Origin of the sequence: Treponema berlinense (genome assembly GCF_052273165.1) — a bacterium.
GTDB lineage: Bacteria > Spirochaetota > Spirochaetia > Treponematales > Treponemataceae > Treponema_D > Treponema_D berlinense_A.
Window position 1 is genome coordinate 47,683 of the sequence record NZ_DAVZIU010000004.1, and the last position, 13,439, is coordinate 61,121.

The window sequence follows — 13,439 nt, forward strand, 5'->3', positions numbered from 1 at the left end:
AAAGCGTAGCCCTGCAAGACCCGCCCGAACGCCCAAAAAAGTAAAAAACTGATGGAGATTAAAAAATGCCATTGAACAAAAATATACACAAGGTAATGATTATTGGTTCTGGACCGATTGTAATTGGTCAGGCAGCGGAATTTGACTATGCAGGAAACCAGGCTTGCAAGGCTCTTAAGGCTCAGGGGCTTGAAGTTGTTCTGGTAAACTCAAATCCAGCAACTTTAATGACTGACCACGTTATGGCTGACGAAATTTATCTTGAACCGCTCAATGTTGAAACCTTGCAGAGAATTATCGAAAAAGAAAAACCAGATTCGCTGCTTTCGACACTTGGTGGTCAGACTGGACTTACTTTGAGTATGGAACTTGCAAAGTCGGGTTTTTTGGAAAACCATGGAGTGCAGCTTTTGGGTGCGCGTCCGCTTACGATTGACAAGGCTGAAGACCGGCAAATGTTCAAGGATACGATGGAAGAGATTGGAGAACCTTGTATTCCTTCAAAAGTTGTGACTGATTACGATGATGCTCTTGATTTTGCAAAAAATAAAATCGGTTTTCCTGTTATAATCCGTCCGGCTTTTACTCTGGGTGGAACTGGCGGCGGAATTGCATATAACGAAAAAGAATTTGATGAAATTGCCCACAACGGACTTCATCGCTCGCCGATTCACCAGATTCTAGTTGAAAAATGTATTTCTGGCTGGAAAGAAGTTGAATTTGAAGTTATGCGCGACCATGCAGGCAATGTTCTTACTGTCTGCTCAATGGAAAATTTTGATCCAGTTGGTGTTCATACTGGAGACTCGATTGTAATCGCTCCGACCGTAACACTTGCCGACAAAGAATATCAGATGCTCCGTTCGGCAGCCTTGAATATAATTTCTGCCCTCGAAATCGAAGGCGGTTGCAACTGTCAGTTTGCGCTCAATCCAGAAACTTTTGAATACGCCGTAATCGAAGTAAATCCGCGTGTAAGCCGTTCTTCCGCGCTGGCTTCAAAAGCAACTGGATATCCGATTGCAAAAGTTGCAGCTCTAATCGCCGTTGGCTACAACCTTGATGAAATTCCGAACTTTGTAACTGGAAAGACAAAGGCTTGCTTTGAACCAGTTTTAGATTATGTTGTCGTAAAAGTTCCAAAATTCCCGTTTGAAAAATTCGTTTACGCCGCAAGAAAACTTGGTACGCAGATGAAGGCGACTGGAGAAGTTATGGCTATCGGCCAGAATTTTGAAGAAGCGATTTTAAAGGCAATCCGTGGCGCTGAACTTGGTGTAAAAGACCTGAATCTTGCCACATTTGCAAAAGAAAACGAAGAAAAAATCCGCGAAAGGATCGGAAAATGCACAGACCAAAGAATTTTTGCAATATATCAGGCTCTAAAACGAAAAATAATGAGCGTGGACGAAATTCACGAAGTTACAAAAATTGATGAATGGTTTTTGTATAAACTCGAAAATATTGCCGAAGCCGAAAAAAAAGCCGTTGCAAATTCCGCACCGACCGTTCATGCTCCAATGCTCTACTCTCCAGCTTCGTTCAAAATGGTAGACACCTGCGCTGGCGAGTTCAGCGCAGAATCTCCGTATTTTTATTCGACAACTGGCGGAGAAAACGAGGCAGAAGAATTTCTTGAAGGGCTTGAAAAGGAAGGAAAACGCAGCAAAAAAGGAACGATTATTGTTTTGGGGTCCGGACCAATCAGAATCGGACAGGGAATTGAATTCGACTACGCTTCGGTTCAGTGCGTATGGTCGCTCAAAAAACTCGGCTATGAAGTTGCAATCATAAACAACAATCCAGAAACTGTTTCGACAGACTTTGACACTGCCGACCGTCTTTATTTTGAACCGCTCACTCCTGTCGACGTTATGAATGTAATCAAGGTTGAAAAACCAGTCGGTGTTGTAGTTGCATTTGGCGGACAGACTGCCATCAAACTTACAAAATACCTCGACGGCCAGGGAATCCGAATTCTCGGAACAAGCGCAGATGGAATTGACCTTGCAGAAGACAGGGAACGTTTTGAAGAACTTTGCGAGAGACTTAACGTAAACCGTCCGAAAGGACAAACCGTCTTTACAGAAGTTGAAGCTCTAGAAGCAGCCGCCCGCCTTACCTATCCTGTTTTGATGCGTCCAAGTTACGTTCTTGGCGGACAGAATATGATCATTGCGCGAACAAATGCCGACATCAAGGAATACATGAAAATTATCCTTGCGCAAGGAATTACAAATCCTGTTTTGATTGACAAATACATGGAAGGAACAGAACTTGAAGTCGACTGCATTTGCGACGGTGAAGATGTTTTGATTCCAGGAATTATGGAACATGTCGAAAGAACAGGAATCCACTCAGGAGATTCAATCGCAGTTTATCCTGCATGGAACTTTACGGACGAAATGACAAAAAACGTCGTAGAAAAATCGCGTGACATGGCTTTAGCTCTTGGAACTCAAGGACTTGTAAATATTCAGTGGCTTTTTTACAACGGTCAGTTGAATATTATCGAAGCAAATCCTCGCTCTTCGCGGACAGTTCCTTATTTGAGCAAGGTTACAGGAATTCCAATGGTTGAACTTGCTACCCGGGCAATGCTCGGCGAAAAAGTACGCGACATGGGCTATGGAACAGGACTTTACAGAAAACCTGATTATTACGCCGTAAAAGTTCCAGTATTCAGTTTTGAAAAGCTTATGGACGTAGACACTCACCTTGGGCCGGAAATGAAGTCAACTGGAGAAGTTCTGGGAATTGCAAAAACACGAGAAGAAGCGATTTTTAAGGGAATGGTTGCGGCTGGCTGGAAGATGATTCATCCTGCGCTTGCAAAAAAAGGCGAACCGACAGGAGTTTTATTCAGCGTAAGAAAGTCTGACAGACCTGAACTGCCGGCACTTGCAAAAAAATACAGCGATTTGGGATTTACGCTCTACGCAACGGAAGGAAATGCCGACACAATCGAGCGTTCTGGAATGAAAGTAACAAGGGTGAATAAAGTTCACGAAAATTACAACGAAAACGTAATGACACTTCTCGAAAGCGGAAAAATCTGCTATGTAGTTTCAACTTCCGCAAAAGGACGAGATCCTTCTTCAGAAAGCGTTCGTCTGCGCCGTCTTGCAGTTGAACACGATATTGACTGCCTGACAGCAATCGACACGGCAAACGCACTTGCAGATTCACTTTCTGGAAAATTTACGGATTTAAATACAACTTTGGTTGATATAAACAAGCTGTTTCATTAGTTTTGACTTTTGTTCGGCAAAGATGATTTGCGGACAAATTCTGCAATTTTTGCAGCCAGAAAACTAGCGAACTTGAAAAAAAAAGTTTTTAGTATTATTATTCGAGACGAAATTATTAGTTGACGAAGAAGTCGCGGGCACAGTTCCGATTTTTAACGGGATTGCTGTCGGCGACTTTTTTTATTTTAAAAATTTTATCAAGAGGTTTTGTATGTCAAAATTCATTTTTGTGACCGGCGGAGTTGTAAGCGGTTTAGGAAAAGGAATTACAGCCGCAAGTCTGGGCCGGCTTTTAAAATGCCGCGGTTTAAAAATTGCATCTCAAAAACTAGATCCTTATATGAACGTTGATCCTGGAACAATGAGCCCATTTCAGCACGGCGAAGTTTTTGTAACAGACGACGGAGCAGAAACCGACCTTGATCTGGGACATTACGAACGTTTTATCGACGAAAATTTAAATAAATATTCAAATTTGACCTCTGGAAGAGTTTACTGGAACGTTTTGAACAAAGAACGGCAGGGCGAGTATCTCGGTCAGACAGTGCAAATAATTCCTCATGTAACAAACGAAATCAAGGATTTTATTTTAAAAAATGCGCAGGTAAGCGGCGCAGACGTTTCTATCGTAGAAATCGGAGGAACAATCGGCGACATCGAAAGCCAGCCTTTTTTAGAGGCAATCCGCCAGCTTTCTACAGAAGTTGGAAGAAAAAACTGCCTTTTTATTCACGTTTGCCTGGTTCCGTACATTTCTGGCAGCGACGAATACAAATCTAAGCCGACTCAGCACTCGGTAAAAGAACTCATGGCCGTTGGAATACATCCTGACCTTATCGTAACCCGTTCGGACGAAGCAGTTCCCGAAGAAATCCGCCAAAAAATCAGTCTTTTTTGCAATGTTGCGGAAGACTGCGTAATCGACAACAAAACCCTGAATTCACTTTACGAAGTTCCGCTCATGCTCCACGAACAAAAAATGGACGAAGTTGTCTGTCGCGAACTAGGAATCGAAGGAACAACTTCAAACCTTTCAGAGTGGGAAAAAATGGTGAATTCAATTCACTCAAGAAAAGGCGAAATTCAGATTGCCCTTGTCGGAAAATACGTAAAACTCCACGATTCATATTTGAGCATTGTCGAAAGTTTGAATCACGCTTCTTTTGTTGTCGGCCGCAAATTAAAAATAAAATGGGTTGATTCTGACAGCGTAACAGACAAAACTGCCCCGGAAATTTTTAAGGACTGCGCAGGAATAATTCTTCCGGGCGGATTTGGAAACCGCGGAATCGAAGGAATGATTACTACTGCCCGATTCGCCAGAACCCACAAAAGACCATATTTTGGAATCTGTCTTGGAATGCAAATCGCCGTGATTGAATTTGCACGCGATATTTTGAATTTTAACGACGCCAACAGCCGGGAATTTGACGAACAGTGCGAACATACAGTAATTGACCTTATGAAAGACCAGGAAGGCGTAATTATGGGCGGAACAATGCGCCTCGGAAAATATCCTTGCAAAATTCAAAAAGGAACAATCCTCGAAAAAGCCTACAAATCGAATTTAATCGAAGAACGGCACAGACACCGCTACGAGTTTAACAATTCGTACCGCAAACAAATGCAGGACGCAGGTCTTATAATTGGAGGAACAAGCCCAGATGACAAAATCGTAGAAACGGTCGAGCTTTCTGAAAAAGAACATCCATTTTTTGTAGGAGTTCAATTCCATCCAGAATTTAAGTCCCGTCCAAACCGCGCAAGTCCACTTTTTGTTGAATTTTTAAAAGCGTGCCTGTAAGTTTTGGCAAAAAATTCTACACCGGATGCGGAAAGCGCAGTTGGCACGACAGTGCCAATGAGGGCTACCGAACTTGAAGCAGCCGGTTAGACACCAGTTTGCCGTCCATTTCTTTTTCTGCTAGAATATTTGAACTTATGGAAAATTCAAGAAAAATCATTGTTTATACGGACGGCGGTTGCCACGGAAATCCTGGTCCTGGAGGTTGGGCCTGTGTAATCATTGCAGAAGGCGAAGCTCGCCAGTTAAGCGGTGGCGATAAATTGACTACAAATAACAAAATGGAACTTACAGCGGCAATCAACGCACTTTCGGCAATTTACAACACGGAAAGGTTTCGGAACTGCCCGGTTCAACTAAATATTGACAGTCAGTACGTAAAAAACGGAATTACAGGCTGGATTTTTGGCTGGAAAAAAAACGGCTGGAAAACTGCCGCAAAAAAACCGGTTTTAAACCGCGAACTTTGGGAAAAACTCGATTCCCTCAATTCCCTCTTAAACGTCGAATGGAACTGGGTTAAAGGTCATGCCGGAGTTGAATACAACGAAGTCTGCGACAGTCTTTGCCAGAGCGAAATTGCAAAGTTTGAATAGTTTTATCAGGCTTTTTTATTTTTTCCAAAGGCAAGTCTTGCAAGCATTATAAGTCCGCGGAAACAAAGCTCAATAGCCATTGCAAACCAGATTCCTTTTAGAGCGTAGTTTTTTACGAGAATAAAACTTAGGCTCAAACGCACAACCCACAGGCTAAAAAGATTTAAAATGCTTGGAACGAAGGTGTCGCCTTTTCCGCGGAGAGCGCCCATTGCAACAATGCTCGCTCCAAAAAGAGGCTCCGCAAAAAGTTCTATTCTGAGCACTTCAACCGAAAGAGCGCGGATTGCAGGGTTTGGCGTTATAAATTTAAAAACAAGCGGACAAGCAAAATACATGGCAAGTCCGCTCACCGTCATCAGAACGATTCCGTAAAAAACCGTAATCCAACTGAACGAACGAACCAAATCCCGCCTTTTTGCGCCAAAACTCTGACCAACGAGAGTTGTAGCCGCCTCCGAAATTCCATATCCAGGCATATAACAAAGGCTTTCGGCAGTCGTTGCAAAAGAATTTGCGGCAAGACTTACAGCGCCCAAAGGAGAAACCATTCTCGTAACTACGACAAGTGCGCCACTAAAAGCAGAACTTTCCAGGGCAACAGGAGCTGCAAGTTTAACCGCCTTTTTTACCACGCTTCCGTCAAAAAAGAAACCTTTATATCCGGTAAATTTCAAATACTCAGACTTAAAAAGACTAAAATACAAAAAAAGCAGGGCAACGCTCAAGGCAGAGCACGCAGAACCAAGCGCCGCGCCTTTTACGCCAAGATTTAACACAAATATAAAAAGAAAATTAAATGCAATATCAAAAAAACACATCAATGCATTTAAAATACCAGGAAGTTTCATGTTTCCAGAACATTGCTGCATTCCGCCAAGCAGATAAACAATTTCATAAAAAGGAGCAGAAAGACAAAAAATCAAAAAATACCAAAAAGCGTCATTGTAAATCTCATCACTTGCACCAAGCCACAAAGGCAGTTTAAAACTTATTCCAGTTCCAAACAAAAGCAAAAACAGGCTAAAACAAATGCAGATCAAAAGCGCATTAAAAAGCAAATTTTTCGTTTTGGATTTTTCTCCAGCGCCGACAAGATGCGCCATTTGAACCGTAAATCCAATGCAAAGAGCGTGCAAAAGACTTCCCAAAACCCAGGTCGAGGAAGCAACCAGACCTATACTCGCCGACTGCCGCGCTCCCAAAAACCCAACCATTGCGGCATCAATATATTGCATCAAAATCGATGACAACTGCGCCATCATTCCAGGAATACTCAGGTGCCAGACAAAACCAATCTGCTTTTTAAGAGAAACGGCAGAATTCTGGTTCAAAAGTTCTGACAGGTCAAAATTTTTGTCCATAAAACCATTTTAGATTTTTTAACCGAACAAAACAACCTGATTCAAAAAATAAAAAATCAGGACGGGATTTTGCGCTCAAACCGGTGTTTCGCAGTTCCGCTTTCGCTCCATTGCAAGACCTCTTGCAACGCTTTGCGCTGCTACACCCCGGCGTAAGCAAAACCGAAAAACAAAAAGTCTTCCGGCTTTGTTTTATTTTTCTTTAGTCCTGAAAAAGCGGAGTAGAAAGGTAGCGGTCTCCAGTATCCGGCAAAAGAACAACAATATTCTTTCCCTTGTTTTCTGGACGTTTTGCAAGTTCAATTGCAGCCCAAGCAGCCGCTCCCGAAGAAATTCCAACAAGAACGCCTTCTTTTTTACCAATCAATTTGCCAGTTGCAAAAGCGTCTTCGTTTGAAACAGCAATAACTTCGTCATAAATTTTTGTATCAAGAACATCTGGTACAAATCCTGCGCCAATTCCCTGAATTTTATGAGGACCAGCAACTCCTGTCGAAAGCACAGCAGAAGATTTTGGCTCAACTGCAACAACTTTTACGCCAGGATTTTTTGACTTAAGAAATTTTCCAGTTCCTGTAATAGTTCCACCAGTTCCTACACCAGCAACAAAAATGTCTACTTTTCCGTCAGTATCTTCCCAAATTTCAGGACCAGTAGACTCAAAATGAGCCTTTGGATTTGCAGGATTAACAAATTGACCGGCAATAAAACTGTTTGGAGTATTTGCCTTGATTTCTTCAGCCTTTGCAATTGCACCCTTCATTCCCTTTGAACCGTCAGAAAGTACAAGTTCTGCACCATAAGCTTTCATAAGCTGGCGGCGCTCAACAGACATTGTTTCTGGCATTACGATTACAATTTTATAACCGCGGGCTGCCGCAACAGAAGCAAGTCCAATTCCTGTATTTCCAGAAGTTGGCTCAATAATTGTCGAGTCTTTTGTAAGAAGACCTTTTGATTCGGCTTCGTCAAGCATTGCCTTTGCAATGCGGTCTTTTACAGAACCTGCCGGATTAAAATATTCAAGTTTTGCCAGAATTTTTGCTTCAAGTGAGTTTTCTGACTCGATATGCGACAATTCAAGAAGCGGTGTGTGTCCAATAAGCTGGTCTGCCGAAGTGTAAATGTTTGCCATAGTTTTTCCTCCAAAGCATTATTACCTAGTTGTTTAATAGGTTTATTTGATACTTAATTTATAATTCTTATTACCTACCTTGTCAATAGGTAATAATTTTTTTTGCAAAAAAAATTGGCTCCGCCTAAAAACAAGGCAAAGCCAATTCTATTTTTCGGTTTTTAATCGTATTCTTCTTTTTCTGATTCAGAAATTTCTTCATCAATTCCCGAAGAATTGCGCATATACTGCAAATACGAAATTCCTTCGTCGTTGCATTTTCTCATCAAATCCAGTTCTTTTGTTCCGAGTTCCAGGTCATAGGCAAGTTCCATATATTTTTCGCACTCGTCTTTTTCTCCAAGCTCATACAAAAACTGCGCATAATACGTGTAGACCATATATTTTTCACCAGGAGTGCGCGCGCCTTTTATACCGTTTTTGTAAAACTGCCTTGCTTTTTTGTTTGAGCCGATTGGAGGCGGAGCGTAAAAATTCCAGTTTCCAAGACAGGCATTTGCCGACGCCATAAATTCATCTTTTTTTAGCGCTTTTTTGTGCCAGTCCTTTACCTTAAAACCCCAGTAAAAAGTGGCCGCAAGGGAGCTCGTCATATAGTAACTTGTCACATCGGCGGTCGAAACATAAAACCACTTGCTCAACTGCTCTTCGTTGCGCTTTTGCATCAATTCAAGGCAGTCATTCATCCGTTTTTTCATATTTTTGCGCAATTGGATGCGGTTTTCTTTTGTCAAAATTCTTGCGTATGCTTCCATAAAATATAAATTTGCAAGAATCTGCTTTTCCTGCTCAAAATCCTTTGCAACGGCAGGAAGCACAATCATCGTTTCGTTTTCAATATTTTTTATGATTTCGACTGCAGTAAGGTCATCGTTCGATTTTAATTCGACACGAAGCGTAACAAATTCGTCGATTTTTTTCTGACAAAAATCCGAAATTTCATTTTCTGCAAAACAGGCGACAGCAAGACAAAAGATTGCAACGCAAATACAAAACTTTTTCATATTTTAATTGTAAAATAACAAGGTCGATTTCCAGTAAAATAAAATACTGTATTCGTCCAAAAAATTTAAAAATGTTTTCCAAACTCCGACAAAAAAAGCCTCCAAAAAAGACAATCAGAGGCTTCGAGTAAATTTACTCAAATAAATAACATAAGTCCATAAAAAAAAGTTACATTTTGCAAAAGAATAATCTTAGCCCCGATCGTCGCGGAAAGACCGGACGAGCGGAGCGAAGGAGGACTTGCAGCAAGAGCGGCTAGACCGTACCTGCGCTCCAAAAGTCTAAAAAAATTCTTTAAAACGACCGATATAAATACAAATGAAGCAGAATTTTTTATTTACGGCGGCAGTATCGGCAAGTCTTTTGATTTTTGCAGGCTGCTCAAAACAAAACAAGGCTACGATTTCTCAAATTCCAGAAAACACAAAACACCACAGTTGGTATTTTTTTACGGAAGATGGTTTTGAACAAACTTCTCTTCCGCAACAATCGGGGATTTCGAGTTTAAAACCCTGGACAGAAACTTTGCGTGCAAGTGATGCAAACACTGCGGCCGACAAAAGCGGCTATATGCTCGTAAACAGGCTTGGCGTAATTCACTTTGCAAAAAACGAAAGCCAGCAGGTTCAACCGGTTTTGATTCAAGATTACGAGCTTTTTTCCAATTCAACAGCTTCAAACCTGATTTTTGACAACGAAAATCCATATTTTACTTTGAGCCGCTCCTCTTTTTTTAACAAGGAAGCCTCTCTTTCCGAAAAAGGCAATGCTCAAGATTCAAACCGCCCGTTTTTGGTAAGAATTTCTCAGGAATTAAAGGCTTTTTATCCGATTGTTACCTACGGAGATTTAAGACTTAGCGGTGGCGGAGAAATCACAGGAACTTTTTTTGACGGAAATTCATTTTTTTCTTCTATAAAAAAAATAAATAATTCTAAAACCGAATTTACCTATATAAATTTTTCCGCAACTTCTTCGCTCGAAAGCCTTTCTCCATTTACAAAAGACGAAAAAATTACGATTCAGGAAACTTCGGAAGAAAATTACAGGTTGCTTAATTCTCCGAAAAAATTTTCAGATTCACCAAAACGCCTGCGTTCGCTCCTGTCTTCAATTCCACAAACTTTTTCTTTTTCGGTTGAATGCAAAAACTCTGGCGGAACTTCTCCAAAAACTTTTATTTCTGGATATGATTTAGGATCGGAAAACGCAGAAAATTCTTTTCTTATAAACGCACACGCAATAATTGCAGACGACTGGATTTGCGCTGTTTTTTCTGACGGAACAACATATTTTAACGGAGCCTTGGACGGTGAACCGATTTTGAACAACGGAAAAAACGCAGCATTCCGCCTTCCAAAACTTCCACAAAACTACATTTACGGTCCGTTCTGCATAAGCGGAACAACTCTTGCCGTTGCCTGGGAAGAAAGCGATTTTTACAAGACAGGTCGCTCTGGATTTTTGACGGTGGACTTAAAAAAGGTTTTGTACAATGAAAAATAAAACAATTTACAAGAAATTTCCGTTCATTTTTTTATTTTTTTCGCTTTCTTTTTTTTGCTTCGGACAGACAGAACAAAATTTTCAAAAAGAGCAGGCAGAAGATAACGACAAAATCCTCACAAAAATTGAAAATTTCGAAAAAACAAAAATAAAAATTCCAAAAAACCTGTTTTTCTTTACTCTCGGACCTTCGGTTTATGTAAATACAGACAGCAAAACCTCTCCAAGCCCAGTTTCGTTCGCAGGTGGAGCGGGATTTGACCTTTTTAACCACAAATTTTTGAATTTCCAGCCAAAACTCACTTTTTTTACAAATTATTATCTCTGGGACGGCGAATATGCGCGCCCTTCCGAAATCGAAAACAGAACAGCACTTGCGCTTTCGTTTTTATTAGATCTGAGCACGACTCATATTTTTCGTCTCGAAAAAGACATTTTTCAGTTTGGTGGCGGATTGGGATTTTTGGCTCGATTTTCCTTTCTTGCAAACGGCGTTAATTCAGACGACTCAGGCGGAGAAACAAATTCAACAGCGGGCGACGACGTAAAATCAATCAACCGCTGGTTCTACAAAAACTTAAATTTTCTCTATCCAAACTTAAATTTTTCCTGGCAACGTGCATTTACCAAAAACTATCTGGCCGGTCTGGAATCAAAAATCTACTTTCCGCTCGGCGCAATTTTGGACGGACGCACTTTTGACGCGGTAATTTTTTCGTTAGCAATAAAAATCAGTCCAAAATAATCCGGGCGGTGCAGATTTTGAGCACTTGCACAAAATCTGCCGCTATGTCCGGGGTTTCATTCAAAAAAAATACCGCGGTTACAAACCGCGGTATTTTTTTTGAACGGCTTACGCCGCCCCTACCAGCGCTACCGCATTAAATCTCTGTTGAATGGGAATTTACTTTTTCCTGAACATAAGCAATAAAATCTTCAAGCTTCATTGTTTTTTGTTCAAGTCCGCTACTCTGACGGAAGCGTACGCTTACAGTTTTTTCGTTTTTTTCGTTTTCGCCAACAACAAGGATATAAGGAGTTTTGTGCTCTTTTGTAATCATCTTGATTTTCTGGCGCATATTTTCGTCAGAAGTATAAGCATTTGAACGAATATCTGCGCTAAGAAGCGCTTCGTTTACTTCTTTTGCATAATCGTCAAATTCATTTTTTACAGGAACAACTGCTGCCTGTTCAAATGCAAGCCAAGTCGGGAAGTTTCCAGCAAAGTTTTCAATCAAAATTCCAAGGAAACGTTCAATTGAACCCAAAATAGCTCTGTGCAACATTACTGGATGATGTTTCTGGTTGTCAGAGCCAATGTAAGTTGCATCAAGGCGTTCTGCTGACGGCAACTGGAAATCCGCCTGAATCGTACCGCACTGCCATTCGCGTCCAAGACAGTCGTAAAGCTTAAATTCGAGTTTTGGACCGTAGAATGCGCCTTCTCCCGGCTGAATTTCGTAATTAAGGCCAGCTTCGTGGCAGGCATCGGACAACGCTTTTTCTGCACGCTGCCAGGTTGCAAGGTCGCCAACGTGATCTTCTGGCATTGTTGAAAATTTTACAACTAAATCGTCAAATCCAAAGTCGTGATAAACTCTTTTAAGAAGTTTACAGAATTTTGCAACTTCTGCCGCAACCTGTTCTTCCGTACAAATAATATGAGCATCATCCTGAACAAAACCACGCACGCGCATAATTCCATGCAAAGTTCCAGAAGGTTCATTGCGCACGTCATGGCCAAATTCTGCAAGACGCATAGGCAAATCTTTGTAAGTGCGGAGACGGCTCTTAAAAATTTCGAGGGCACCAGGACAGTTCATTGGTTTGATTGCAAAAAGCCTTTTTTCTGACTCAGTAATAAACATATTGCGCTGGTAGTGTCCCCAGTGTCCAGAACGTTCCCAGAGAGTACGTGGCATAATTGCAGGAGTATTAACTTCCTGATAGCCGTCGCGTCTTACCATTTTGCGCATATAATCCTGAATAACTGTGTAAGTTGTCCAGCCGTTCGGGTGCCAGAAAATCTGACCAGGATCTTCTGGTTCAAGATGGAATAAATCCATTTCTACTCCGAGTTTACGGTGGTCGCGTTTTTCTGCTTCTGCAAGCATTTCAAGATATTCTTTTAAATCGTTCGGTTTTTCAAAACAAAGCGCATAAACACGCGTAAGCATAGGACGGTCAGAATCTCCGCGCCAATACGCACCTGCAATTTTTTGAAGTTTAAAAGCCTGAGCATTGATTTCTTTTGTCGTAGCCACATGAGGACCACGGCAAAGGTCAATATAGCCGTCCTGTTCGTAAGTAGAAATTGTTGCATCCTGCGGCAAATCGTTGATAATTTCAACTTTATAAGGTTCGTCAGCAAAAATTTTCAAAGCTTCGTCTTTTGAAATTTCTTTGCGTACAAATTCTGCTCCGGAAGAAATGATTTTTCTCATTTCTTTTTCAACAGCAGCAAAATCATCTTCGGTTATTTTATGGTCTGTCGGAAAATCAAAATCGTAATAAAATCCGTTGTCGATTGCAGGACCAATTGCGATTTTTGTTCCAGGAAAAATATGTTTAACTGCTTCTGCCATTACATGCGCACATGAATGGCGAATAATCTGTAACTTTTCATTTTCTGCCATAAAAATACCTCTTTGTATAAAGACCAATTTTTTTTATCTTTGCTTTATAGAATATCGCTTTGCGGACTTTGTTTCAACTTATAGCAATTTTTTGGCAGGTTTGCATTATACTATTGTAGAAAGATTGTAGATTTCCGAAAAA

The 13,439-nt window shown here is 41.0% G+C and carries 8 protein-coding genes and 1 pseudogene; 5 read left to right on the plus strand and 4 right to left on the minus strand.

What is annotated here, in order from left to right; genetic code table 11:
* Positions 1-65 precede the first annotated feature (65 nt).
* The 3 genes and pseudogenes from carB to rnhA form a co-directional block, all read left to right on the plus strand.
* Positions 66-3,242 (plus strand): annotated as a pseudogene (gene carB / locus ACT6XC_RS02760) (carbamoyl-phosphate synthase large subunit); the annotation flags it as partial.
* 220 nt (positions 3,243-3,462) lie between these two features.
* Positions 3,463-5,055 (plus strand): CTP synthase, encoded by a 1,593-nt coding sequence (locus tag ACT6XC_RS02765; protein WP_443740710.1) that lies wholly within the window; start codon positions 3,463-3,465, stop codon positions 5,053-5,055.
* A 137-nt stretch (positions 5,056-5,192) separates the two neighbouring features.
* The gene (gene rnhA, locus ACT6XC_RS02770; RefSeq protein WP_443737417.1) at positions 5,193-5,651 is read left to right on the plus strand and encodes a ribonuclease HI; all 459 of its coding nucleotides are present in this window, start codon (positions 5,193-5,195) and stop codon (positions 5,649-5,651) included.
* A 5-nt stretch (positions 5,652-5,656) separates the two neighbouring features.
* On the opposite strand, the gene ACT6XC_RS02775 is transcribed toward rnhA, so the two are convergent.
* The 3 genes from ACT6XC_RS02775 to ACT6XC_RS02785 form a co-directional block, all read right to left on the minus strand.
* Positions 5,657-7,015, minus strand: coding sequence for an MATE family efflux transporter (locus ACT6XC_RS02775; protein WP_443740711.1), 1,359 nt, complete (start codon positions 7,013-7,015; stop codon positions 5,657-5,659).
* Between the two features lie 202 nt (positions 7,016-7,217).
* Positions 7,218-8,150 carry a cysteine synthase A gene (gene cysK, locus ACT6XC_RS02780; RefSeq protein ID WP_443740712.1) on the minus strand — a complete coding sequence of 311 codons (933 nt, stop codon included), beginning with the start codon at positions 8,148-8,150 and terminating at the stop codon, positions 7,218-7,220.
* 161 nt (positions 8,151-8,311) lie between these two features.
* On the minus strand, positions 8,312-9,154 hold the full coding sequence (locus ACT6XC_RS02785; RefSeq protein ID WP_443740713.1) for a hypothetical protein: 843 nt from the start codon (positions 9,152-9,154) through the stop codon (positions 8,312-8,314).
* A gap of 319 nt (positions 9,155-9,473) precedes the next feature.
* On the opposite strand from ACT6XC_RS02785, the gene ACT6XC_RS02790 reads away from it, so the two are divergent.
* Together ACT6XC_RS02790 and ACT6XC_RS02795 are read left to right on the plus strand one after the other, a co-directional pair.
* Positions 9,474-10,661: a hypothetical protein gene (locus ACT6XC_RS02790; RefSeq protein WP_443740714.1), complete on the plus strand. Its 1,188-nt coding sequence runs from the start codon at positions 9,474-9,476 to the stop codon at positions 10,659-10,661.
* Positions 10,651-11,406, plus strand: coding sequence for a hypothetical protein (locus tag ACT6XC_RS02795; RefSeq protein ID WP_443740715.1), 756 nt, complete (start codon positions 10,651-10,653; stop codon positions 11,404-11,406). Before ACT6XC_RS02790 ends, ACT6XC_RS02795 begins: the two co-directional genes overlap by 11 nt.
* A 136-nt stretch (positions 11,407-11,542) precedes the next feature.
* Here ACT6XC_RS02795 and thrS read toward each other — a convergent pair whose 3' ends face one another.
* Positions 11,543-13,297, minus strand: coding sequence for a threonine--tRNA ligase (thrS, locus tag ACT6XC_RS02800; RefSeq protein ID WP_443740716.1), 1,755 nt, complete (start codon positions 13,295-13,297; stop codon positions 11,543-11,545).
* Positions 13,298-13,439 lie beyond the last annotated feature (142 nt).

What these genes read in the sequence shown, in the direction of transcription:
- ACT6XC_RS02765 (WP_443740710.1), top strand. Translation starts at nt 3,463, where the DNA reads ATGTCAAAATTCATTTTTGTGACCGGCGGAGTTGTAAGCGGTTTAGGA.
- rnhA (WP_443737417.1), top strand. Translation starts at nt 5,193, where the DNA reads ATGGAAAATTCAAGAAAAATCATTGTTTATACGGACGGCGGTTGCCAC.
- ACT6XC_RS02775 (WP_443740711.1), bottom strand. Translation starts at nt 7,015, where the DNA reads ATGGACAAAAATTTTGACCTGTCAGAACTTTTGAACCAGAATTCTGCC.
- cysK (WP_443740712.1), bottom strand. Translation starts at nt 8,150, where the DNA reads ATGGCAAACATTTACACTTCGGCAGACCAGCTTATTGGACACACACCG.
- ACT6XC_RS02785 (WP_443740713.1), bottom strand. Translation starts at nt 9,154, where the DNA reads ATGAAAAAGTTTTGTATTTGCGTTGCAATCTTTTGTCTTGCTGTCGCC.
- ACT6XC_RS02790 (WP_443740714.1), top strand. Translation starts at nt 9,474, where the DNA reads ATGAAGCAGAATTTTTTATTTACGGCGGCAGTATCGGCAAGTCTTTTG.
- ACT6XC_RS02795 (WP_443740715.1), top strand. Translation starts at nt 10,651, where the DNA reads ATGAAAAATAAAACAATTTACAAGAAATTTCCGTTCATTTTTTTATTT.
- thrS (WP_443740716.1), bottom strand. Translation starts at nt 13,297, where the DNA reads ATGGCAGAAAATGAAAAGTTACAGATTATTCGCCATTCATGTGCGCAT.